The organism is Acinetobacter sp. BWR-L5 (genome assembly GCF_039655985.1).
Lineage (GTDB): Bacteria > Pseudomonadota > Gammaproteobacteria > Pseudomonadales > Moraxellaceae > Acinetobacter > Acinetobacter johnsonii.
Window position 1 is genome coordinate 165,488 of sequence record NZ_JAGFEV010000007.1, and the last position, 24,658, is coordinate 190,145.

The 24,658-nt window shown below is 40.8% G+C and carries 21 protein-coding genes; 13 read left to right on the top strand and 8 right to left on the bottom strand.

All coding sequences use genetic code 11. The features are described from left to right. Positions 1-98: 98 nt before the first annotated feature. The 3 genes from leuE to JZ787_RS13950 all read right to left on the bottom strand — a co-directional run bounded on the left by leuE (position 99) and on the right by JZ787_RS13950 (position 2,786). Entirely contained in the window at positions 99-749 is a 651-nt protein-coding gene (leuE, locus tag JZ787_RS13940; protein WP_184118365.1) for a leucine efflux protein LeuE, read from the bottom strand. 70 nt (positions 750-819) lie between these two features. Beyond that, positions 820-1,806, bottom strand: a complete 987-nt coding sequence (tal, locus tag JZ787_RS13945; RefSeq protein ID WP_346312625.1) for a transaldolase — start codon at positions 1,804-1,806, stop codon at positions 820-822. A 92-nt stretch (positions 1,807-1,898) separates the two neighbouring features. After that, positions 1,899-2,786, bottom strand: coding sequence for a LysR family transcriptional regulator (locus tag JZ787_RS13950; RefSeq protein WP_346312626.1), 888 nt, complete (start codon positions 2,784-2,786; stop codon positions 1,899-1,901). Between the two features lie 99 nt (positions 2,787-2,885). On the opposite strand from JZ787_RS13950, the gene aceI reads away from it, so the two are divergent. After that, positions 2,886-3,311, top strand: coding sequence for a chlorhexidine efflux PACE transporter AceI (gene aceI, locus JZ787_RS13955; RefSeq protein WP_168159230.1), 426 nt, complete (start codon positions 2,886-2,888; stop codon positions 3,309-3,311). Positions 3,312-3,528: 217 nt separating this feature from the next. Further along, a complete protein-coding gene (locus JZ787_RS13960) occupies positions 3,529-4,644 on the top strand; it encodes an OmpW family outer membrane protein (RefSeq protein WP_346312627.1) in 1,116 nt (371 codons plus the stop codon). 129 nt (positions 4,645-4,773) lie between these two features. Here JZ787_RS13960 and JZ787_RS13965 read toward each other — a convergent pair whose 3' ends face one another. Next, entirely contained in the window at positions 4,774-6,291 is a 1,518-nt protein-coding gene (locus JZ787_RS13965; protein WP_346312628.1) for an acetyl-CoA C-acetyltransferase, read from the bottom strand. A 240-nt stretch (positions 6,292-6,531) separates the two neighbouring features. Here JZ787_RS13965 and JZ787_RS13970 point away from each other — a divergent pair, with 240 nt between their 5' ends. The 5 genes from JZ787_RS13970 to dnaX all read left to right on the top strand — a co-directional run bounded on the left by JZ787_RS13970 (position 6,532) and on the right by dnaX (position 13,123). Beyond that, a complete protein-coding gene (locus JZ787_RS13970; RefSeq protein ID WP_346312629.1) occupies positions 6,532-7,923 on the top strand; it encodes a 3-oxoacyl-ACP reductase in 1,392 nt (463 codons plus the stop codon). A gap of 148 nt (positions 7,924-8,071) precedes the next feature. Continuing rightward, positions 8,072-8,926, top strand: coding sequence for a MaoC/PaaZ C-terminal domain-containing protein (locus JZ787_RS13975; RefSeq protein ID WP_346312630.1), 855 nt, complete (start codon positions 8,072-8,074; stop codon positions 8,924-8,926). 68 nt (positions 8,927-8,994) lie between these two features. Further along, on the top strand, positions 8,995-10,245 hold the full coding sequence (locus JZ787_RS13980) for a serine hydrolase domain-containing protein (RefSeq protein ID WP_346312631.1): 1,251 nt from the start codon (positions 8,995-8,997) through the stop codon (positions 10,243-10,245). 71 nt (positions 10,246-10,316) lie between these two features. Continuing rightward, the gene (locus JZ787_RS13985) at positions 10,317-10,772 is read left to right on the top strand and encodes a copper resistance protein NlpE N-terminal domain-containing protein (protein WP_346312632.1); all 456 of its coding nucleotides are present in this window, start codon (positions 10,317-10,319) and stop codon (positions 10,770-10,772) included. A 260-nt stretch (positions 10,773-11,032) separates the two neighbouring features. Next, entirely contained in the window at positions 11,033-13,123 is a 2,091-nt protein-coding gene (gene dnaX / locus JZ787_RS13990) for a DNA polymerase III subunit gamma/tau (protein ID WP_346312633.1), read from the top strand. On the opposite strand, the gene JZ787_RS13995 is transcribed toward dnaX, so the two are convergent. Continuing rightward, positions 13,116-13,559: a thioesterase family protein gene (locus JZ787_RS13995; protein ID WP_005401190.1), complete on the bottom strand. Its 444-nt coding sequence runs from the start codon at positions 13,557-13,559 to the stop codon at positions 13,116-13,118. The two genes, dnaX and JZ787_RS13995, sit on opposite strands and share 8 nt — an antisense overlap. A gap of 50 nt (positions 13,560-13,609) precedes the next feature. Beyond that, the gene (locus tag JZ787_RS14000) at positions 13,610-14,770 is read right to left on the bottom strand and encodes an iron-containing alcohol dehydrogenase (RefSeq protein ID WP_346312634.1); all 1,161 of its coding nucleotides are present in this window, start codon (positions 14,768-14,770) and stop codon (positions 13,610-13,612) included. A 114-nt stretch (positions 14,771-14,884) separates the two neighbouring features. Here JZ787_RS14000 and JZ787_RS14005 point away from each other — a divergent pair, with 114 nt between their 5' ends. From JZ787_RS14005 to JZ787_RS14020, 4 genes are read left to right on the top strand one after another with little or no spacing between them, the layout of a single operon-like run. Continuing rightward, on the top strand, positions 14,885-15,394 hold the full coding sequence (locus JZ787_RS14005) for a low molecular weight protein-tyrosine-phosphatase (RefSeq protein ID WP_151835629.1): 510 nt from the start codon (positions 14,885-14,887) through the stop codon (positions 15,392-15,394). Positions 15,395-15,407: 13 nt separating this feature from the next. Then, positions 15,408-16,445, top strand: a complete 1,038-nt coding sequence (gene murB / locus JZ787_RS14010) for a UDP-N-acetylmuramate dehydrogenase (RefSeq protein WP_346312635.1) — start codon at positions 15,408-15,410, stop codon at positions 16,443-16,445. 4 nt (positions 16,446-16,449) lie between these two features. Further along, positions 16,450-17,562: a YdcF family protein gene (locus tag JZ787_RS14015; protein WP_148825978.1), complete on the top strand. Its 1,113-nt coding sequence runs from the start codon at positions 16,450-16,452 to the stop codon at positions 17,560-17,562. Beyond that, complete coding sequence (locus JZ787_RS14020; protein WP_004696940.1) at positions 17,562-18,593, top strand: alpha/beta hydrolase; 1,032 nt, start codon at positions 17,562-17,564, stop codon at positions 18,591-18,593. Before JZ787_RS14015 ends, JZ787_RS14020 begins: the two co-directional genes overlap by 1 nt. Before the next feature lie 57 nt (positions 18,594-18,650). Here the strand turns inward: JZ787_RS14020 and JZ787_RS14025 are convergent, their stop codons facing one another. Then, positions 18,651-20,321, bottom strand: a complete 1,671-nt coding sequence (locus tag JZ787_RS14025; RefSeq protein WP_335999811.1) for an FMN-binding glutamate synthase family protein — start codon at positions 20,319-20,321, stop codon at positions 18,651-18,653. A 298-nt stretch (positions 20,322-20,619) separates the two neighbouring features. Here JZ787_RS14025 and JZ787_RS14030 point away from each other — a divergent pair, with 298 nt between their 5' ends. Both JZ787_RS14030 and JZ787_RS14035 read left to right on the top strand, forming a co-directional pair. Next, positions 20,620-21,306 carry a response regulator transcription factor gene (locus tag JZ787_RS14030; RefSeq protein ID WP_148825979.1) on the top strand — a complete coding sequence of 229 codons (687 nt, stop codon included), beginning with the start codon at positions 20,620-20,622 and terminating at the stop codon, positions 21,304-21,306. Next, entirely contained in the window at positions 21,303-23,201 is a 1,899-nt protein-coding gene (locus JZ787_RS14035; protein ID WP_346312636.1) for a 7TM diverse intracellular signaling domain-containing protein, read from the top strand. Before JZ787_RS14030 ends, JZ787_RS14035 begins: the two co-directional genes overlap by 4 nt. A 26-nt stretch (positions 23,202-23,227) precedes the next feature. Here the strand turns inward: JZ787_RS14035 and JZ787_RS14040 are convergent, their stop codons facing one another. Next, positions 23,228-24,394, bottom strand: a complete 1,167-nt coding sequence (locus JZ787_RS14040; RefSeq protein ID WP_168159216.1) for a cupin domain-containing protein — start codon at positions 24,392-24,394, stop codon at positions 23,228-23,230. Between the last annotated feature and the right edge of the window lie 264 nt (positions 24,395-24,658).

The window sequence follows — 24,658 nt, forward strand, 5'->3', positions numbered from 1 at the left end:
GAAAATTACTATTGTTCAAGGATCATACGCTGGTTCTTGAAAAAGAAAACAGCACATGATGGATTTTTTATCGAAAATAATGAGATTATTCACGAAAATTACAGTGTGGAAAGTGCCAGTTTTAAGCCGAAGCCACAAAACAGCAGACCGACGGTCGCCACTGCAACGGCGGCAACTTTAAACTGTCGGTTGAAATAGCTCGCCAGCTTAATACCTGAAAAAATCAGGATACTGAGATAAGCCATACTGATGATTTGTAGAATAATGGAAAGTAAGGCAAAGCTTAGTGCTGGGTAGGCATAATTTGGGTCGACAAACTGCACAAAAAAAGACAGATAAAACAAAATGGCTTTTGGGTTTAAAAGGCTAATGGTCAGCGCTGAGCGAAAAGGATACAAGGTTTGTAAAGTGCTCTGATCTGTACTTGCTGCAAGCTGTTGTGGGCTAGAGCTCCAGGTTTTGACTCCTGCAATCAAGAGTTTTATACCTAAATATGACAGATAGAGTGCACCTACAATTTTTAATAAAATAAACAGCCAAGGAAAAGCATGTAAAAGAGATGCTGCACCCAGCACGGTACATAGAATGAGGATCAAATCGCCTGTGAAAACACCTAGTGCACCCCAGTACCCCGTCTTAATACCAAATCGTGAGGCGATAGACATCACATAAAGAGAATTTGGGCCTGGCAAAATCACAATTAGAATTGTACCGATGATATAAGTACCGATGTCGATAATACCAAACACAACGTATTCTCAATAAAAAAGCCGATGTTGCATGATAACAAAATCGGCTTTTAAAAGAAGAAAAATCAAGTTAAGCTGAAATTTCTTCATCTAAGCCAAAAGACTGACGTAACAGTGTGTTCAGCTGTTGACGAGCTTTAATAAATCCATCAATCCCCCCTTGTAGCAGTTGCGTTGCCATGAGGTCATGTTCAATTTGATCTCTAAACTCAGTTTCGCTGAGTGGGTCAAGTGGTACTGTCGCAGGCATAACATCACTTGCAGACAACTGTGCTTTGACTTCACGTGTGTCTTGTTCAAGTGCGGCCAATAAATTAGGTGCAACAGTCAGCAGGTCACAGCCAGCTAGTCCCAACACTTGGTCAATACTACGGAAGCTTGCGCCCATAATTTCTGTTTTAACCCCATGTGCTTTATAGAACTGGTAAATTTGCTTCACAGAGAGTACGCCAGGGTCTTTTTCAACGGGATAGCTGTCCACGCCTTCGGCCTTTTTGTACCAATCTAAAATACGTCCAACAAAAGGTGAGATTAAAGTGACATTCGCCTCCGCACAAGCATGTGCTTGATGCACACCAAACAAAAGCGTTAAGTTGGTATGGATGCCTTCAGCTTCCAGCACTTTCGCTGCTTGAATGCCTGCCCATGTCGAAGCAATTTTAATTAGAATACGATCTTGATCTACGCCGTAGTTTTTATATAGCGCCAGCAGCTCTTTGGCTTTTTCGATGGTGGCATTGGTATCATAAGACAGCGCGGCATCCACTTCTGTGGAAACACGACCTTCGATCAACTTGAGAATTTCAACACCAAATTTGACGGTAAGAATGTCGATTGTGCGTTCAATAAGTAAGTCATCTTCGAAGCCTTCCGCTTTGGCTTGAGCGAAAGCGTCTTCAATCAACTCTTTATTTTCAGGTTGACTTGCAGCTGCTGTAATTAGAGAAGGATTGGTGGTTGCATCGAGCGGGCGAAATTGGTTAATCGCCGCTAAATCGCTACTGTCGGCAACAATGGTGGTTAAGCTTTTTAATTGGTTTAATGCGGTTTGTGTCATTGATCGTTCGTTCTTAAAGTTATTACCCGTAAAATATTTATAACACAAACTGCTTTTAACCCAAGTGGATTCGGACGTTTTAACAGCAGTTATTATACTTTTTTACGCTGATTTCGGATGTATTGGATTAAAAAACGCGCAGCCGCGCCCAATTCACTTTCGCGACTCCAGACCAAGTCTACAAAATATTCAAACTTGGGGGTGAAATCTAGCAGATCTAATATTTTGAGTTGTTTTTTGAGCTGAGGGTTTTCATTCAACATTTCTAAGGGCAAAACACCCCAACCAAAGTTTTGCATGATTAAGGCGCAAGCTGAGTGATGGTTGTCTGCCCGCCAATACTGTTTGGAATACAGCAATTCTGGCTTAATGCTTTTATCGCGACTGGCAACCACGATTTGACGACTGTGTTGGATTTGTTCAAAGCTGACTTGTGAAAATTTCGCCAGAGTAAAGTCCTTATTGGCAACGGGAACTAAAGTCTCGAGTTTTAATTCTACGAACTGTTCGCTACTTTCAAGTTGTTCACGTTCAAACATCAGCGCCAGTTGTGCTGTGCCGTTGAGTAACATTTTCTGCGCATCTTCTTGAGGTGCAGAAAAAATATTGATTTGTAGACTGGGAAATTCGGCCTCTAATATCGCGATGTAGTCGATCCATTGCATATGTAGAAGCTCAGATACCACTACAATGTTGAGCGAGGACTCCAAACCGTGGCTTAGGGCATAGGCATGCTGTTTCCATTGATTCATTTCGGTCAACAGTTGCTCGGTCTTTTCGTACAAAGTCACGGCTTGTGCTGTTGCTGTAGGCTCACGTCCTTCGCGTAAGAAGAGCTGTAGGTTTAAGTCTATTTCCAAGTTAGCAATTGACATACTTACGGCCGATGGTACTTTACCCAACTTGCGTGCAGCAGCTGAAAATGAGCCTGATTCAATCACGGTTTTAAAAATAATCAGTTGCTCTTGATTGATATTCATAATTTTCTATCTTTCAGTTTTATTGAAAGAACCTAACTCGATTAATCAATATTATAAAAATAAAATAGCCAATATCCAATCATGAAAGAGTAATTAAAAATGTTGATTTCCAAAAGAAGGATTATTCATGCGTTCAGCTATGAAATCATCCTATTGGTGATCATTGCTGTTGCCTTAAGTTTCATATTCCATATGCCTTTAGAAGTCACAGGTGTACTCGGTATTGCCATGGCTGTCACTTCGGTCATATGGAATATGGTGTTTAACCATTTTTTTGAAAAGTTTGAAGCGAAAAGAAAGCTAAAAAGAACCATCGGTGTGCGTGTTCTTCACGCGATTGGTTTTGAGGGTGGTTTGATGCTGGCAACCATCCCAATGGTGGCATATGCAATGCAAATGAGTATTTGGCAAGCTATCGTGCTCGACTTTAGTTTAACCATGTGTATTTTGGTTTATACCTTTATTTTCCAGTGGTGTTATGACTGCCTAGAAGAACAGTTAGGCTACAAACCAAAATATCATTAATAATTAATTAAAAAATCCATTAATTAGTCATAAAGGCCTTATCTGATAAAGTAAGGCCTCTATTGATATTAAATACTTTATATTTTAACAAAAGATAAAAATTGATCACAATTTGATCATATAAATAACTCCATTTATTACATAACTTTTAAATATAAAAACAAAGAAGTATTTTTATAAAACTTAATAAAAAATATATCGTACAAGGAGTTAGACGATGAAAATAGGCGGTTTAATTGTATCTATAGCTTTACTGAGTGTTACACAGTCAGGCTTTTCAGCTACAGGTGGAAGTTTTAAACGGTTTTCTGTTTCTGCGGGGTGGTTACATGCTATGCCTCAAGGAAAGGCCAATCCATTTAATATTTCGACTCCAATTGCAAATGGTAGGAATGCAAATATTGGATCGGTCTCATTGAATGCTGTTGTTAATTCAATTGATCCTTCGGATGTAAATGCAGATGCTATGAAAAGTATTCTTAATATGCTTGGAGATATGTATAAAGAAAATCCGAACGAACCTGAATTGAGCCAGTTCTTTGAGCTAAAAAATATGAATGGTACAGATGAGGTCTATTTAAAAGATGCTTTGTCAGGTAGTGCAGACTTATACGGTTTAGAGCAATGGACAGCTGGGGGGAGCGGCCTTGAAGTTCAAGATGCAGATACGCTCGGTTTAATGATGAATTATTATGTAAATGATAATGTTTCATTACAGCTGATTGGAGGAATACCGCCAAAAGTCGATATTAAAGGAAAAGGAGAAATATTAGCGCCTATGTCAGGTATAGGTCATACAGGTATAGGTCTTGATTTGCCTTTAGCACAAGATATTCCAATTACAAATTTAGGAAGTAAGTCTAAAGTTGCGACAGTCCGTGCTTGGACTCCTGCATTTGAAGCACAATATCAGTTTGGTAAGTCTGGGATAAATAAATTCCACCCATATGTTGGCTTAGGCATTATGTATGCACATTTTGGTAGCATTAAAGTGAATGGAGAAACCAAGGCTGACTTAGTGGCAGCAGGCCATATGATTCAAAATATTCTAGATGGGAAAGCTGGAGCCGCTCTAGATCGGGGGCAATCAAGTGCATCTCCTTATGTAAAAGTAAAATCTGAAGATGCCTTTGCTCCAATCGTAAGTCTTGGTGCAACATATGACATAACTTCTAATTGGTACGGTGTGGCGTCTGTTTCATATTCAAAATTAAATAATAAAACGACGATTGATGTTATAGATAGGAATACAGGGAATCGTTTAATTCATTCTTCTACTAAAATTGATATCGATCCCTTAATTACTTACCTTGGCGTAGGTTATCGTTTTTAATCTAATCAGTGAAAAAGCATTTAGGAATGCTTTTTCTAACCATAATGTTTCATTTTAGCTATAAAAAATAAAAAGACCCTTGGAAGTACAATTTCCAAAGGTCTTTTTTTCAAAAGTGAAAACAGTTAATTATTTTTCAATAATTGCCGTTACACCTTGGCCACCAGCAGCACAAATTGAAACCAGTACGCGACCTGAACCTTTTTGGTTGATCAGCTTCGCAGCAGTAGCAATGATACGACCACCAGTTGCAGCAAATGGGTGACCTGCTGCAAGTGAAGAACCTTTTACGTTGAGTTTAGTGCGGTCAATTGAACCGAGTGGAGCATCTAAACCTAAACGGTCTTTACAGAATTTTGGATCTTCCCAAGCTTTCAACGTTGAAAGAACTTGCGATGCAAATGCTTCATGAATTTCGTAGTAGTCGAAGTCTTGAAGTTTAATGCCAGCACGCTCAAGCATACGTGGAACTGCATAAGCAGGTGCCATCAATAGGCCTTCTTTTTTCTCAACGAAATCAACCGCAGCTGTCTCTTGGAAGGTTAAGTAAGCAAGCACTTCGTGACCGTTTGCTTTTGCCCATTCCTCAGATGCTAAAAGCACACAAGACGCACCATCCGTAAGTGGTGTTGAGTTACCCGCGGTCATGGTACGCGCATCACCTTTACCAAAAGCTGGTTTGAGCTTAGCAAGTTTTTCAACAGTAGAGTCAGCACGTAGGTTGTTGTCACGCTCTAAACCTAAGAATGGTGTGATTAGGTCATCGAAGAAACCTTCTTCGTAAGCCGCAGCCATTTTTTGGTGTGAAGATGCAGCAAGTTCGTCTTGTGCTTCACGTGCAATACCCCATTCAAGCGCAGTAATAGCTTGGTGATCACCCATAGAAAGACCTGTGCGAGGCTCACCATTTTTCGGTGCATCCATTAAGTCTTTTAAGTTGATTTTGGTTAAAGCTTTTAAACGGTCTTTACCCGTTTTTGCAATGTTGAGTTCAAGCAATGCTTTACGTAAACCATCACCAAACGCAATTGGTGCATCAGAAGTCGTATCTACACCACCAGCAACACCCACTTCAATTTGGCCCAGTGCGATTTTGTTGGCAACTAAGAAAGCTGCTTGTAAGCCAGTACCACATGCTTGCTGAATATCGTAAGCAGGTGTTTCTGGTGCAAGTGCAGTGTTTAGTACACATTCACGGGTCATGTTAAAGTCACGGCTGTGTTTAAGTACCGCACCAGCAACCACTTCACCAAGGCGTTGACCTTGAAGGTTAAAACGTTCAACAAGACCGTTTAGCGCTGCTGTGAACATATCTGTATTCGAAGCGGTGAAATATGCGCCATTTGAGCGAGCGAAAGGAATACGGTTACCACCGATAATAGCCACGCGGCGAACAGTGTTTTGACTCATGGTTTGATCCTGTTGAACAGCAGTTTGAGTTTTTGGTTTTGAAGCATTTGTAGAAGAAGCGGGGCTTTTACTACGAGTTGACGCAGCACGGGTGCGAGTCGGCTTAGTCGTGTTATTTACTGATTGGGTTGTTGTGCCAGTACTTTTAGTTCTACGAGATGTACTTTTTGATGTATTTGACACAGTTTCCGTAGCAGAATTTTCCACTGCTGGATTTTCTTGAGTTGTTTTGCTCATAAGGCTTTTCCAAGCATGTTAATCTATTCTTAGGGTGTACATTAGCATATTATAAAAAGGGCTGAATTGACTAGAATGACATTGCAACAGGCTTTCAGGTCAAGACATATCATCTATAACTCAAGTATGATTCTATAGAAACCGATGGAACTATTGAAATATAAGACTCTAGACATCACTTTGAAGTTAAAAGGATATCTTTGAATCCATCAACAATTAATTTGTATGAGAGATAAAAACATGACTGATCAATACCAAACATTCGCAAAATCTCCGATTGGTAAATTTGTCATTAAAAATTTGGGTTTACCTGCACCAACTTTTTTAGACCGTTTTGAGTCAGCAACACCTGTTATTAAAGGTGCTGTTTTACTGGGTGCAGCAGCAAACAGTTCATTATCTGGTGCAATTGCGCAAGTGTTGGCAAATGTTCATGCCAATAGCTATGCAGGTAACAATGCACAGTTACAGCAAGCTGCGGCTAAAGTGGGCTTAAATTTAAGTGCATTTAATGCAGGCGACAAAGAGTCTAAATTCAAAGTTGTTATTTTTGATGCATCTGGCATTGAGTCATCAGAGCAACTCAATGAGTTATATAACTTCTTTAATCCTATCGCACGTCAGGTGGCTGCTTCTGGTCGTGTGATTGTGGTAGGTACGACACCTGAAACTGCGGGTAGCGTGAAAAAAGCGATTGCACAACGCGCGCTTGAAGGCTTCGTGAAGTCTGTCGGTAAAGAATTTAAAAAGGGGATTGCAGCACATTTGATTTATGTGGATGCAGGTGCAGAAGCAAATCTTGAGTCAACTTTACGTTTTGCAGCATCTCCACGTTCTGCTTATGTTTCTGGTCAAGTGATTCGTGTTTCTAAAGCTGCTGTTGTAGATGTAGACTGGGCTAAACCATTGGCAGGTAAAACAGCTGTAGTGACAGGTGCGAGCCGTGGTATTGGTGAAGCGATTGCACATGTCTTGGCACGTGATGGTGCGCATGTGATTTGTTTAGATGTACCACAGCAGCAAGCAGATCTTGACCGTGTTGCAGGTGAGATTGGTGGTTCAACACTGGCAATTGATATCACGGCAAACGATGCAGGTGAAAAAATCAAAGCTGCGGCAGCTGCTCAAGGTGGTTTAGACATCATCGTGCATAACGCAGGTATTACTCGTGACAAAACTTTGGCAAATATGAAGCCTGAGCTTTGGGACTTGGTGATTAACATTAACTTGTCTGCAATTGAACGTGTAAATGATTATTTACTTGCGAACGACGGTTTAAATGCCAATGGTCGTATTGTTTGTGTATCATCTATTTCAGGTATTGCGGGTAACCTAGGTCAAACTAACTATGCTGTGTCGAAAGCAGGTGTCATTGGTGTAGTTAAATTTACTGCACCAACGTTGACGAATGGCATTACCATTAACGCGGTTGCGCCAGGTTTCATTGAAACCCAAATGACTGCTGCGATTCCATTTGCAATCCGTGAAGCGGGTCGCCGTATGAACTCGATGAGCCAAGGTGGTTTACCTGTAGATGTTGCTGAAACCATTGCTTTATTTGCAGCGACAGCATCAACTGGTTTAAACGGCAACGTGGTACGCGTTTGTGGTCAAAGCTTGTTGGGTGCTTAATTTAAAAGCTTGAATTTATCTCTCGTTTAGAGGGGGATAAATTCTTTATATTATAAATGGGATGGCATTTTCCCTCATCCCAACCTTCTCCCTGAGGGAGAAGGTGCTTTCAAAAAATATTGAAATAAAAATTTCTCAAAGGTTCAGTATGAAGACTCGCCATTTTAGTCAACTTCCAAAACCATATATGGCTTATCCGAAAGTCATTCAAGGTTTGATCTTTAAAAAACCAAAAGGTGAAAAAGTCTTACCGCAGGTTGAGTATGTGGTGGATTCTTTTAACGTCGATCAAAAGCATTTGAAAGCTTATAACCAAGTGTGTGGCTTTAAAAATAATGGTTATATTCCTGCGATTTATTTGGCCGTATTATCGCAAAGCCTACAAATGCACATGATGGGGCAAGAGCCGTTTCCATTTCCTGTGCTAGGTTTGGTACATATTCGCAATCAAGTCAAACAAATGCGTAAAGTTGGCGTCAATGAAACCCTTACTTTATCATGTAAATATGGCGCGCTTGAGCCACATGATAAAGGTGTTCAGTTCGATTTCATTACCACGGTGAAAGTTGGCAATGAAGTGGTGGTTGAAGCATTGACCACGTATTTAGCACGTCAAAAGACTGATGGTAAAACAGCACCAAAATTAGTTGAACCAACGACTCCAGATTATCAGCCGAATACAGTCTGGGAAGTCTCTGAAAACACAGGCCGTCGTTATGCAATGACCTCGGGCGACTTCAACCTCATCCACATTCATGCGGTAACAGCAAAAGCCTTTGGTTTCAAACAAGCCATTGCGCACGGCATGTGGAGTAAGGCGCGAGCATTGGCTTCGATCACATTGCCTGATGCTTATGAAGCGGATGTTTGGTTTAAACTGCCGATGTATTTGCCGTCAACAGTCGATTTTATGACCGCGACAGAAGGTGTAAATACAGCTTTCTTAATTCGAAATAGTAAGAATCAAAAACCACATGTGACGGGACAGGTCAAAGCACTATAATTTTAAAAAGCCCAGTTTAGATTACACTGGGCTTTTTTATGTCCGCTTAAAAATACAAGGATGTGTAAATGAAAATTTTAAAACAATATTTACAAGCGAATCCGAATCATTACCAAGGCTACGTTGACCCACGTTTTCAAAGTGTTGCCCATATCTTTAGCCGCTTACAGGATGCTCGTTCAGCATATGGTGGTGCAGCCTGTGTTTTATATTTTCAAGGTGAAAAAGTTGTCGATATCTATACTGGTTTAGCAGCGGTAAATTCTCCTTGGCAGGCCAATACCATGTCGGTGTGTTATTCGACAGGCAAAGGCGTGCTCGCAACCTTGGCGCATATTTTAGTCAGTCAGGGTGTACTGAGCTACGATCAACCGATTGCGGATTATTGGCCTGAATTTGCCCAAAATGGTAAAGGAAAGATGACGCTAAGACATGTGTTGAGTCATCAAAGCGGATTATTTGATATCCGTAATAACATTGCCGATGCGACAGAAATGTTGGACTGGACACATATGTTAGACGTATTTGAAAAGGCACAACCACGTTTTGCAATTGGTGAAGATGCTGCTTATCAACCTTTGTCATTTGGTTGGCTAGTCGGTGGTGCTTTGGAAAAAGCAACAGGGAAACCTTTAACTGAACTCTTTCAAACCTATTTAGTTAAGCCACTTGAGCTAGATGGGGCTTACTTTGGTGCACCGAGTGCTGAATTAAAACGTATCGCACGACCTATTACTCGTTCTGTAGCTATCCAACCAAATCAAAAAAGTCCAACGAAAGTGCGTAAAGTTTCATTGCTGGATAAAGCGATGCAGTGGTCAGGGCAAGATCCACAAGACTTTCAGGATGGCATGATTCCCAAAGGCATGAAAAAGGTCAGCTTTTATCGTGATGATGCAATTCAGGCGATTATTCCGGCGGCAAATGGTGTATTTACAGCCAATAGTTTAGCCAAAGTGTATGCGATGCTATCTCAAAAAGGAATTTGGAAAGGTCAGCAGTTGATTCGTCCAGATGTGTTTTCTGAGTTGAGTCGAGTGCAATATAGCTATCGAGATCGTGTGATGCCGATACCTATGCATTGGCGCTTGGGGTATCACCGTATATTAACCCTAGGCAAAACCGCAGAGCAAGGTTTTGGTCATATGGGCTTTAATGGTTCAGGGGCTTGGGGCGATAGTGAGCGAGGCTTAAGTTTTGCTTATACACATAACTTTGCTACAGGTTCTTTAACTGGGGATTATCGACTTTGGGCTTTGAGCCAAGAAAGTTTACGCTGCGTAGATGCGGTCTTAAAAGGTAAAAAAGGTTGGTTTTGACAGGTCTGAGATTTAGTCATCGTCTAAAATATGTTATGTTCGTCGCGGTTTAGGTTTTGAATATTTGTGACATGAAGGCTCCCATTCTTATCCCGCTGGTTGCTACAGGATTATTGTTAGGTTGTTCCGAGGCGAATCAAACGCAACATGATCAGTCTAAACTTCAAGTGGCAGAACAAAAGCAGATTATTCCTGCGTGGGTTGGGAGTTATCAGGGGACAACGCCGTGTATGGGGTGTTTGTCCCGTTGTGAAGACTGTCCGGGTATGGCAGTTGCACTAGAGCTGCATGAAAACATGACCTATACCCTAAAACGAGAAAGTTTGAGTGGCCATAACGAAATCGAAACTTTGACTGGAGCACTTCGTTTTAATGCTCAAGATCAGCACAAGGTAGAGTTGATGAACGTGACAACGCGAAACTTACTTTATATCGATTTAGAAGATCGTGTTTTAGAAATACGTGAAGATGTGACTGGAAAAAAATACCAAATGCAGAGCGATTTTGTTTTGGTGAAACCAGCTTAATTTTCTAAATATCTGTATTTTAGAAATTCATTTTAATATTTACATCTTTTTGCTTTTCCTAAGCTCTCACTTTATTTCAAATCCATAATCAAAATGCATAAATAGCTTGAGATAGAGAGTGGGATAAAAATGGAGCTAATGGTTTTTGAATTATTGATCTAAATCAGGTTTATAGCTTAGAAATGCGAGAACGGAGTGAAGTAATTCATTCACTCTTTGGCAAAAAAACAGTATGCTTAGGCCTATAAAAAGGAGCATACATGTATCAAGTACTTGCACGGAAATATCGTCCTCGCAATTTTAATGAGCTAGTGGGGCAAAACCACGTTTCTCGAGCACTGACCAGTGCTTTGGAGCGCGGACGTTTGCACCATGCTTATTTATTTACAGGAACGCGTGGGGTCGGAAAAACCACCATTGCCCGTATTTTGGCGAAGTGCTTGAACTGTGAAACGGGTGTGACTTCGACGCCGTGCGAAGTTTGCCCAACCTGTACCGCCGTGAATGAAGGCCGTTTTATTGATTTAATTGAAATCGATGCGGCATCACGGACTAAAGTTGAAGATACGCGAGAACTTTTAGACAATGTTCCTTATGCGCCGACACAAGGTCGTTTTAAGGTCTATTTAATCGATGAAGTACATATGCTGTCTACGCATTCTTTTAATGCTTTACTCAAAACATTGGAAGAACCACCTGAACATGTCAAATTCCTTTTTGCAACGACAGATCCGCAAAAGCTCCCAATTACCGTGATCTCGCGTTGTTTGCAATTTACATTACGTCCTTTGGCTGTAGATGAAATTACCGAGCATCTGGGGAATATTTTAAATAAAGAAAGCATCCAAGCCGAACAAGATGCGATTTGGCAAATTGCAGAGTCTGCCCAAGGCTCATTACGTGATGCACTTTCTTTGACAGATCAAGCGATTGCTTACGGTCAGGGCGCTATCCAGCACCAAGATGTCAAAGAAATGTTGGGTTTAATCGACCGTACCATTATTTATGATCTGATCCTTGCGATACATCAAAACCAGAAACAACGGGTGAGTGAGTTGCTGATGCAATTCCGCCAGCAAGCACTGGATGTATCTTTAGTTCTGGATCAGCTGATTTCGACTTTACATGAGTTGGCGCTACTACAGTATTTGCCCGAACTAAGTCTCAAATATAGTGCTGAAATTAATAAAAAAATCATGCAATTGTCTCAGCAAATTGCTGCGCAAGACTTGCAACTTTATTACCAAATTGCATGTAAAGGACGTGCTGAATTACAGCTAGCAGTCACCCAAGAGCAAGGCTTTGAAATGTCGGTGCTGCGTATGTTGGCGTTCCGTCCATTACAACCGAATGAAGTGCTGGTGGCTCAGGCTAATAGCGCTGTAGTTGAATCCGAATCTGTACAACAAACGGCAATACTGACTTCTGATCCAGAAACGGCTTTGCAGCAAGATGCTCAAGACGCAGACGTTGATGCGGCATTTGAAGACGCTGCAATAACTCAGAATGCAGAGCCTGAATTTGATGATGGAAATCTTTCAGAAAACGCCGAAGATAATAAACCACCAGTGGACTCATCTCAGCAATCTGATCAAATCGTTTTTGATCCTTCAAGCGATGAAGTGCTGTTCGATTTAGATGAAGCAGACGAGTTTAATGCGCAAAGCAATGACGATGAACCAAATAGTGATGATTTCTTATTTGATGAAATTGTACCGCTAGAAATAGAAACTCAAAATGACGCTCCCCTTGAAGATGTCGTAGCAATAGCTGAACCTGCTGTACAAGCGGAGTCTTCTGATTTAGCAAATGAAGTACTTTCAGTCGCTAATGTTGTGGACTCTCAAGTTGTAGAAAATGAAAGCCAGCAAGCAGTTGCTACTATTGTAGAGTCTGCTCAACTTGAACAGGTTTCATCTGCATCAGCTGATTTAATGCCACAGGACATTTTGCAGCTACAACCGCAGCAGTTAGTCGGTGAGTGGACGGTGGAGAAGTGGGAGTACTGGTTCAGAAGCAGTGGCTTATCACCCGCGGTACAAGAGTTGGCTCAGCAAGGTTTAATGGCTGGGCAAATTAATGCCGAGTCTGTGTTTATGATTCCGCAGCGTTATGAGCAACTCCTCACCCAATTACGTCATGTTTTGGAAGATGCGCTCAAAGCTGAATGGCCTCAGACGCGTTTTGATGTGAAATATGCAGAAGTTGAAACGATTACGCCGTACACCATGCAGGCGCAGCGCAAGCAAAAAGCATTTCAACGTGCGCATGAGTTACTGCAAAATGAAGACACGGTCAAAGGCCTTGTACAAACTTTTGATGGTGAATTACATAATATCCAACTTAAGTAATGTCATGGCTTAAGTAGTGGCGCAAAGCACTCCGCATTTCAGGTGGGATCGGGGTGCTTTTTCGTGTTTCACGGTCTACAAAAACATGAATAAAATGTCCTTGAGCTGAAGCAGTTTCTTGACCAAATTTGAAAATGGCAAGTTCGTAAGTGAGTGAAGAGTTCCCTATTTTGGAAATAGTCACACCAACATCAATAATCTCAGGATAAGACAACTCATGTAAGAAACTACATGCTGAGTCGACCACTAAACCAATAATAGGTGATTGGTGGATATCAAAATTTGCTTTTTCAATCAGTAAGGCATTTGCGGCAGTATCAAAATAACTATAGTAGGTGACATTGTTGACATGGCCATAGAGGTCATTGTCCGACCAACGTGTTTGAATCGGTAGAAAGTAATGAAATTGGTCACGTGTCTTTGCAGCTTGTCTCATCGATATCATCCTGAAAATCGTCTTATAAATGGCTTAGTTAATTATATGGCTTAGCTGTAAATGGCTTGATAAATCTCGCGTGCCTGTTGCCACTCTAGTTCTCTTGGGTTGTTTTGTAGTAGGCGTGTTTGCAACATGGCATCGGTTGCAAGCTGATCTAGACTGTGTTCAGAAACATTTAATTCTTTGAGTTTTAAGGTTAAACCACTGCGGTCTAAATGGTTTTGCATATGATCGACGAAAAGATCAGAAAGACCATCGGTACAGCCTGTACTTTTTGGGTCGAGCCAGCAGATCAGTTCCGCATAATGTTGCTTAGCTTGGGGGAGGTTAAACTTTAAAACCTCTGTCAGCACTAAGGCATTACTGTGTCCATGAGAAATGTGAAAATGTCCACCCAATGGATAAGCCAGCGCATGAACAGCACCTACTGGGGCATTGGCAAAGGCTTGTCCTGCCAACATCGAACCGACTAACATATTTTGTCGAGCTTCTAAATTTCGACCATCTTCTAGCACCAAACTGAGGTTTTGATTCAGCAGTTTTAAAGCCTGTTTCGCCAACATGTCGGCATAGGGGTTTTTCTTGATTTTAGAGGTATAGGCTTCAATCGCATGTACCATCGCATCAATGCCTGTAGCAGCACTAATATGACGCGGCAGATTTTCAGTAAATGTCGCATCTAAAATCGCCACATCGGCAAAAAGAACGGGTGCTACGATTCCAGTCTTTGTCGTTTCACCTGTGGTGACGATCGAAATTGGTGTGACCTCAGAGCCTGTCCCTGCAGTGGTAGGGACTAAAATTAAGGGTAGACGAGGTGCTTGGGCATTATTTACCCCATAAAGATCGGCTAACTGTTGCTGCTGTGCAGGATGGCTGAGGATGGCAATAATTTTTGCAACATCCATAGAGCTGCCACCACCAAAGCCTAAAACGATATCTACCTTTTGTTGTTTGGCATAATCAACCGCATTTAAAACAACTTGTTCACCCGGATCTGCTTCAACCTCACTGTAAATACTGTAAGTCAGAGAGAGATCTTCTAATATTTCTAAGATGGGAAGATGGAGCTGATGCTTTAACATGCCTGCATCTGTAACCAATAACAGATGCTGATAAGGACGTGCTGTTAAAATGCCTCTGAGTTGCTGAATGCTGCCTAAGCCTGAAATAATATTCGGCACAGTTTGAAATTGAAATTGGTTCATATCAGCATCCTTTTTTATATCTTATCCAACAATATTGTTTTGTACTTCTATAGGATTCATCCTCTAAATAACTTAACATAAGACACTTGAAAATAAAGCTGTTTCGAGGTGGTTATGTCATTCACAGCGCCCTATAAGGTGTTATGTGTCTGTTTAGGAAATATTTGTCGTTCTCCTACGGCAGAAGTGGTTCTCAGACATTTTTGTGATGCACATCAGCTCAACATCGAAATCGATTCGGCGGGAACCAGTAATTACCATCCCAACAAAGCACCTGACTTGCGTAGTCAAGAACATGCTTTAAAACGGGGCTATGATTTATCCAGCTTACGTGCACGACAGTTACAGACCCGTGATTTTGTCCATTTCGATTTAATTTTGGCGATGGATCATCGTAATTTTGATGATATTCAAGCGTTATATCAAACAGCGCAAACTGAATTTGGTGCTCAACCTCTCCGCGCTAAAGTTGCACTCATGTCTGAACATGACGCGCAGTATCCGCAGCAAGCATTACCTGATCCTTACTATGGTGGCTTTGATGGTTTTGAACGTGTTCTTGACCAATGTGAGTCGAGCAGCCAAGCGTGGATCAGTATTTTTAAACAACAATTTGAACAGTAATTAAGGTTCGTGCATGCAAATCGAAACACAAAAACAGCTTAAACCTTTTAATACGTTAAGCTTAAATGCGATAGCCTCTCATTATGTTCAAATTCACAGTCCAGATGAGCTTGTAGAAGCATTGGATTATGCACAGCAACATGCTTTGAATGTCATGATTCTATCTGGTGGAAGTAATATGCTGCTTCCCGCACAAATTAATGCTTTGGTTGTGCATATGAACATTTTAGGCGTAGAAAACCTGTCTGAAGATGCAACTACCAAAACCATACGAGTTGGTGCGGGCCAAGTTTGGCATGACTTTGTGCTTTGGACGACAGAACATCATTTATTTGGCTTACAGAATTTGGCGTTGATTCCAGGGCTCGTCGGTGCATCTCCTGTACAAAATATTGGGGCTTATGGTGTAGAGGCCGGTGAGTTCATCGAAAGCGTGCAAGTCTATGACCGACAGTTGAAAACATTTAGCGATATTCAAGCTAAAGACTGTGCATTTAGTTATCGTCATAGTATTTTTAAAGATGATCCAAATCGCTATGTGATTACACATGTGACTTTCAAGTTGTTGAAAAAAGAAGATTTGAAAATTAGCTATGGTGACTTAAAACAAGCCGTGAGTGATGAGCTCACTGCTTTTAATTTACAACAACAAGTGATTCAGATTCGTCAAAGTAAATTGCCTGATCCGAAAGAATTTCCTAACGTAGGCAGTTTTTTTAAGAACCCAATTATTAGTCAGCAAGCTTATGACCTTTTAGCCCAACAATTTGAAAAATTGCCACATTATCCGCAGCTGAATGGTGATGTTAAAATTGCAGCAGGTTGGTTGATAGATCAATCGGGCTGGAAAGGTAAGCAGCTTGGTGTGGTCGGGATGTTTGCCAAACAAGCCTTGGTTTTAGTGAATTATGCCAATGCAGATTTGAACGATGTACAGAGCACATACCGTGCAGTACAGCAGGATGTGTATAATAAATTTAAAGTTTTGTTGGAGCCTGAACCTGTGCTATTTAATTCGTCGGGTCTCATCCAATCTCATCAGGATCGTTAAAAGTATGAGTAAAACCCATAAAATGGTACGTTTAATGCAAATCACTTCGGTGCTGTTTGCATTTTTCGGCTGTTTAATGATTTTTATTTATACGCCTTTTTATTCAAAGCTGATTGTGGCAACACTGAATGCTTTTGTCCCTGTAGATGTCAATGAAGTTGCAGCACAAAGTCAAAAAATGGCAGCACTCAGTGAGCAAGAAAGCTTAGAACCAGGCTCTGATTTGTGGATTGCCCGCCAAGCGTACTTACAGTTGATGGAAGAGCAAATCAAAGAACATAATTCGCAAAACCTAACCACGATTCAGGCACGTTATAAAGCACTACAACAGTTAATTATTTCTGAACAGCGTGAAGAACAAGAAAAAGAGCAAAAGCCTCAAATTCCTTTGGTGGTTGAGGCGGCAAGTTCTGAGGTTGATCCGACCGAAAATGTTAAAGAACTGTTAGAGCTGAATAGCAAAGAAAATAAAGCCCTGATGGAACATTATCTCGACTTTTTAAAAACACATAAAGTTGAGACTGTAGAGGAAGAGCCGATAGATGAACAAATCTATCAGGACATTGCACAAATACATGCACAAAATGAAGAGAGAAAAGCGGCATTAAACATGCCGAATGCCATAGTTGTTTTAGGTGGTGGATTAACTTTAGACAAAAACCGTAAAGATATTGTGGTGAATGAATATACGCGACTACGTCTTGAAACCACTTTACAAGTAGAACAACAGTTCAAGCTCCCCATTGTGCTTAGCGGTGTCGAAGCCCCGTATATGCAAAAATGGTTAAAGGCGCGTGGAGTCGATGCGAAACTATTGGAAGATCGTAGTATGAACACCTGCGAAAACTCGCGCTTTAGCTCTTTGCTGTTGCAGAAAAAAGGTGGTGCGCCTAGAGTGATTTTAATTACAGATCAATATCATATGCCACGTACACGCCGTTTATTTGCTTTAAATGGTATCGAAACACAGCCGATTGAGGCACCTATGCCGACCCAATTAACCCAATGGCGTCCAAGTGAACAAAATTATGATCATAGTCGCCGTGCCAATTATGAAATGCTCGCAACGATACGCGATGTACTGTTGGGTTCGAGTGACTGTCGGGAGATTCCATAATGCCTGAACTTCCTTTTTTAAATCCTTCGGTACTCAAACAGCTTGAACTTCCTGTGCCGAGTCGTGAGACGACACCACAGCTTCTAATGCCTTTGAATCTAAACCAGCCGTATGAGGCATCGGTGGAGATGGTGTCTTATCGTCGTTTATACGGTTTAGATGCGTTGGACTGTGATCACTGGCAAGGTTATGTTCAAATGCCCTTATTTAAGTTGCATGTCCAAGTTTTTGCACCAAAAATTGAAAAAATCAAAGGTTCAGTCTGTCTGTTGCATGGTTATTTAGAGCATAGCGGAATTTATCAACCTATTATTAAAGAGTTGCTTGAACAAGGCTTTAGTGTACTGACTTATGATCTTCCGGGGCATGGACTCAGTGATGGATCACCTGCGAATATTCAAAATTTTGATCATTATCAAGATGTGTTACATGCTGTGGTGCGTTATGTTAAACATGCCGAGCAGTTGCCGCAACCGTGGTTAGGCATAGGGCAGAGCACGGGTGGTGCAATTTTGATGCATCATTTGCTTGAGTTTGCCGAACGCCGTGAAAATCCTTATGTACAACGTGTCTTGTTGTTGTCGCCACTCATTCGACCTGCAAAATCCGCTTGGTGGCATAACTCGGTTGGATTAGGCATTATTCGACGGATTAAACGCCAAGTGCCGCGTCATTTTAGGCGGAATAACCATAACCCTGAGTTCTTACGCTTTGTTCGTTTAAAAGATCCGCTACAACCTCGCATGATGGGTATGGATTGGATTTTGGCTATGTCCAAATGGATGTTGGAAATGGAACAGCGTCCAGCCTGTCGCATTCCAGTCTGGTTAGCTCAAGGTGCACTGGATCAGACGGTAGACTGGCGTTATAACATTGAGTTTATTCGTGAAAAGTTTCGCTTACAGACCTTATTGATGTTGGAGGAAGGTTCGCATCAATTGATCAATGAGCGTTCGGATATTCGTGCGGCATTAACAGGTCTAATCCCAGCCTTTTTACATGCGCAGGGTTCATCGAGTGGATATTACTAACATTCTGTGATTCTTTTATCGAAAATAAAAAGGAGGCTTTATCAGCCTCCTTTTTATTTAGAAATGTTCTAATTTGGACATATTCCACATACGGAAATAGAAGTTCTCTTCATCTTTATTTTCACAAGACAGCAGTTCACCATCTTTTAACCAAAAATGCAGCTGAGCATAGTTTCGAATTTCTCGGTCATTAATACGCTGTGCTAAATGGCGTGCTTTAATTTCTGCTGGATGTTTTAAGCCTGCTGAAGCAATCATTTCTGAAAGTGCCTTTAATGTGTTGTCATGAAAATGCAACACGCGTTCGGCTTTTGTGGGCACATGTATTGCTTTTTGACGCTCTTTGTCTTGTGTCGCAACACCGACAGGGCATTGATTGGTATGACAACTTTGCGCTTGAATGCAGCCCACCGCGAACATAAACCCTCGTGCAGAGTTCACCCAATCTGCCCCAATTGCCATGGTACTGGCAATATCAAAGGCACTGACCAATTTACCACTGGCACCAATTTTGATCTGATCACGTAAACCAGCACCGACCAGTGTATTGTGTACAAAAAGTAAGCCTTCACGTAGTGGTACGCCCATATTATCTATCAGCTCGATAGGCGCTGCACCAGTCCCGCCCTCGGAGCCATCTACCACAATAAAATCAGGAATAATTTGGGTATGTAGCATGGCTTTGACAATGCTCATAAACTGCCAAGGCTGACCAATACACAGCTTGAAACCGACAGGTTTGCCTTCAGATAACTCACGCAGTTTTTGAATAAAATGCATCATCTGAATAGGAGTTTTGAAGGCAGAATGACTTGAGGGGGAAACACAGTCATGATCACGACTGACGCCCCGTATTTCGGCAATCTCTTCAGAAATTTTATCTTTAGGCAGAATTCCACCATGACCAGGTTTTGCTCCCTGAGATAGCTTGATTTCAATCATTTTGACTTGAGGCCGTTTGGCTTGAACGGCAAATTTCTCAGGGTCAAATTGACCATCAAGAGTACGGCAACCGAAATAACCACTGCCTAACTCCCAAACAATATCGCCTCCATACTCAAGATGGTACGGACTTAAACTACCTTCACCAGTATCATGGTAAAAACCACCCATTTGCGCGCCTTTATTTAAAGCGCGAATGGCATTGGCACTCAGGCTGCCAAAACTCATGGCTGAAATATTGAAAATAGAAGCACTATAAGGTTGTGAGCATTGCGAATTGCCCACTAAAATACGGAAGGTTTTAGGGTCGGCAGGTGTGCATGGGCTCAGTGAATGAGTCATGAAGCGGTAGTTGTCTGCATAGACATCGATAATGGAGCCGAATGGTTTATCTGCATTTTGGTTTTTTGCACGTTGATAGACCAAACTGCGTTGCATACGAGAAAAAGGCAGTGCGTCTTGATCGGCCTCAATAAAATATTGGCGAATTTCAGGGCGGAAATCTTCAAAAATAAAACGAAAGTGCCCCATAATCGGGTAATTCTTTAAGATTGAATGTTTATTTTGTAAAACATCATGCAAGCCAACAAGACTCAGTAAACCTGTGATCAGCCAAATACTGTTCAGTAAAGTGTCTGAAATAAAATAATTAATATAGATAGGGGTGCGGCTATAATGAAAAAAAGAAATGCTCAAAAAAATAAAAATACACAGTAGCCAAATGGAGTGCCGTGAAAAGAAAGTATTCAGTAATTTATGACGTATGGATTGAGCAGGGCTAGACATATGGCTGGGCATCCTTCCAGATTGTTTAGACCTAATGTGCCAAGTCTCTGTTTCATCTACAAGTAATAAATTGTTGTTACGCCCGTTATTATTTGCTGTGGGAATTCAATATTAAAATTATGGATAAATTTCATACAGATTGATATCTTTCAGAATTTAAAGTATATAAAATGAATATGAATAAGCGCTTATTGTTCAAAAGAAAAAATTATAAATTACTTACTTCTAGGGATAGGTTAGGCCAAGTTTGCATCGGTATAGTGTGGTTGAAGAATGATAAGAAAAAGGGGAAGCTTCAGTGAAAAATAAGGAAACTGTTTTGCCTGCACCTGTTTTAATCGTGGAAGATGAAGCCATGATTCGCTCGCGTCTAGATCTGATCCTGTCGGAACTGGGCTATAGTCAAGATATGCTGATTTTTGCTAAAAATTTAGCTGAAGCCATGCAAATCATTGCCTCACAACCCATTTCTTTAGCCTTAGTCGATTTAGGGTTGCCTGATGGAAATGGCATCACTTTAATTGAAAAACTCAGAGACATAGATGAAAGCGCATTAATTCTAGTGATTTCGGCATGGAGTACACAGCAAAGCTTATTTGCCTCGATTAAGGCTGGAGCGAATGGTTATGTACTAAAAGAACGTGATGATGCTGAAGTACTGATGTCGATACGGAGTATTTTGCGCGGTGGTGCACCGATTGACCCATTTATTGCTCGTGAAATATTAAATCAAATCTCGACCTCAAATACCCCACAAACTGAGCGGGTAGAGCAGTTAGATGGTCAGGACTATGACCAACTCACCAATCGAGAAACTGAAATTCTTAATTTAGTGGCGCAGGGTCTGAGTAATCGTGAAATTGCTGAGCAATTATTTGTATCACGTTATACCGTTGAAAGTCATATTAAGCATATTTACCGGAAGCTTTCCGTCACAAAAAGAACTAAAGCAGTCAGTACTGCACGTTCTTTAGGTATTTTATGAGAAATGGTTGGCTGAGTATTTTTATCACACTATGCTTGTGTGTGATTAGCTTTGCCAGTTCCGCGCAAACGAACTTTATTGTTAGTCCAACCTGTAAAGTAAATATCGATAAAATTTCTGCAGTGAAAACAAGTTCTATTGATGTTGTTCCAAAGATTGGGTGGGTCGAGGTCAAAAACCCTGATGTGTGGACAGAGCGTTGGCCATACTATGATGGTGGCGTTTGGTACCATTTTAATTGGCATTGGAGTTGTAAGGATAGTAATGAACTGAAGCAGCCTTTAGCATTTTCTGTGGAAGGCATGAGTAGCGCAGGCGCTGTTTTTTTTAATCGAAATTTACTTTGGAAAGATAAGCATTTAGTTGAGCCTCTATCCAAAAGTTGGAATACCCCGCGTTTTTGGATCCTTCCTGTCGAAAGCTTAAAACAAAAAAACAATGACATTTGGGTGTATGTGGTTGGTAATAGTTATGAAAGTCCGGGTTTAGGTAATCTAGAATTTTCTGATATCACAACAGCATATGATAAACAACAAAAACGAATTTGGAACAAGAGAGCACTGTTTCAAGTTAACTTAGTTATTTCTACTACCTTAGGGTTGGTGTGTTTTGTCATTTGGTTTTTTAGACGCAATGAAACGACATTTTTGTGGTTTTCTGTTAGCTGTTTGTTTTGGGTATTGTTTATTTGGAATGTCATCAATCGAGAAGTGTTTCCATATCCAAACTCCCTGTGGGTCATGAAAACTAATCTGACTTTTTTTGTTTTATACAATGTTTGCTTTTGCATTTACCTGCTGCGTTTTGTAAGAACAAAGTTTGCTGAGTTAGAAAAAACCTTATTTTTAGTTGCTGCGGTGTGTATTGTTACCATCTTATTTATCCCGAGCTTGATGGTTAATATCGTAACTGCGGTGATTTTCTTATTGTGCATTGTGCTCTTTATCGCATCATTCTTTTTTGTGATTTATCGTGCTTATAAAACGAAGCGCCCTGATTATATTTTATTGGCTGTTTGTTTAAGCGTGATTCTTATAGTTATGCTTTATGATATTTCACTACTTTTTGATGGTCATATTAATGACCATCAGCCCTTGTCACCGTATACCTCACCGGTGATCACATTTTTTATCGTGATTATTCTCGCAACGCGTTTAGATAGAAATATCAAAAAAATACAAAGATTTAATAGTGAACTTGAGCAACGAGTGAGCTTTGTGACCAGTAACCTTTCCTCTAGTTTATATGCTCGACACCAATTAGAGCTTGAAAATGTCCGCTTACAAGAGCGTATTCATTTAGCACATGATTTGCACGATGGTTTGGGTGCATCTTTGGTTCGTTCCATGATTTTAGTGGATCAGAGTTCCAGCACTATGTCGAATCAACAATTTTTATCCATCCTCAAATTGCTTCGAGATGATTTAAGACAAATTATTGACAGCGGTTCTTTAACCAATAACAAAACGCCAGATAATCCTGTGTTATGGATTGCTCCTGTTCGGCATCGGTTTAGTCAGATCATGGATGAGCTAGATATTGAGGCGACTTGGAGCATTCCGGAGGCATGGGAAATACAACCGACAGCACTACAATGTTTGACTTTAATTCGTGTGCTTGAAGAAAGTCTGACCAATATTATGAAGCACAGCCAAGCACGGCATATTGATGTAAAAATGTATTATCCAAGTACAACTCACTTGGTCATGATTATTCAGGATGATGGCGTAGGTTTTAATGTGGAGTGTGTGCTTAACCACGGGATGGGCATTGGTATGCGCAGTATGAAAATGCGTTTAGAAAAAATTGGTGCTGAGCTCAATATCGAATCTGAAAAAGGCTGTACCAAAATTATTGCCAGTTTAAGGTTTGGTGAGGGAGAAAGTGCTGAGTAGATTAGATTCCTCAGCACTTGGTTTGCTTAAGCTTCGTCAGGTGGGAGTAGCATTAAGACGGATTCGTTCATCAGCATTGCAATGTCTTCTAGAATATCGGCATCATATAAGCTTTCATCAAGTAACAGTGCTTCACCATCTGCTAAATTCTTAAGTAATGGTGCAAATTGCTCTGAAATGCATAGCCCTTCACCATTGGCCCAAAATAAGAATGCACCTTCATCGTGAGTATACAGTAGGCGAGAAGCGGGTTCTAAGATCAATTGATAACCTTGGTCTAAAATACCTTCTAAATCTCCTGTGCCAATTTCTTCAGCATCAGGAATGTTTTCAGGATACTTTGGCTCTGACATTAAGGTCATAATGGCATCTTCAAGCAAAGTTGAGTTTTGTAGCTGCGCTAAAATTTCTGCCTTTAAATAATCCAATTCGTTTTGTGTTAATTGACCGATCGGGCTTTGTTGATCACGGACAATATCGAGCAAAGGATTACGCAGCAGAGCATTATCAGACAGTTTATCGCCTACGCGGTCTACCATGTCGGTGACGTTTGGCATACGGAAGCCAAAAGAGAAGGTCAGACAGTCATCTTCAGCTACACCATAATGTGATAAACCCGGTGGTACATAAAGTAGATCACCTGGTGCTAATACTTCGTCAAAATGTACGTCAATTTCAGGTAGTAATTTTAAAGGTTGGCCTGCAACAATCTCAGATTCAGCATCGCACATTTGACCCAACTGCCAACGACGATGACCATAACCTTGAACTAAAAAGACATCGTAAAAGTCAAAATGCTTTCCGACAGAGCCACCCTTAGGCGCATAAGACACCATGATGTCATCACGGCGCCACTGCGGAATAAAAGGAAATTTTTTCCAGAGTGCTGCTAAGTCAAAAGAGTAGTGATCTACGGCTTGAACCAATAAAGTCCAGAGTTTTGGCATCTTTTGGAAATCAGCTTTTAACAGCGGTGAAGACTTTACCGACCACTGATTTGGGTCACGGTCCTTTTGTTTGATTAAACGGGCTGTGACATTTTCATCTAAAGCCAGTTCCATGATATCGCTAGGTTCTAAAATATTGATAATTTCAGGTAGAGCGTTGCGGACCAATAATGGCTTTTTTTGCCAATATTCGGCAAGGAATTGTTCAGCTGTAATACCGCCAAGAACATCAAGAGATTGGGACATGAAAATAGCCTAAGCAAATTTAAAACAATATTGTGACTATTGTCTTATGATCGAAGGCCTATGTGCAAGTATCGTTAGATTTATTTAAATAAATTGAGTTTGTCTCAGTCGTTATGATTTCGGGAATCAAAATTTTTACAGCTGGACTGCTCCCAGTATCCTAGACATTGAAGTAGCCTCATTTTGCAGCTGCCTCGAATGCTTCTGGACTCATCCCATCAAGATGCGAATGGCGCCTGATTCGATTGTAAAGCATCTCGATGT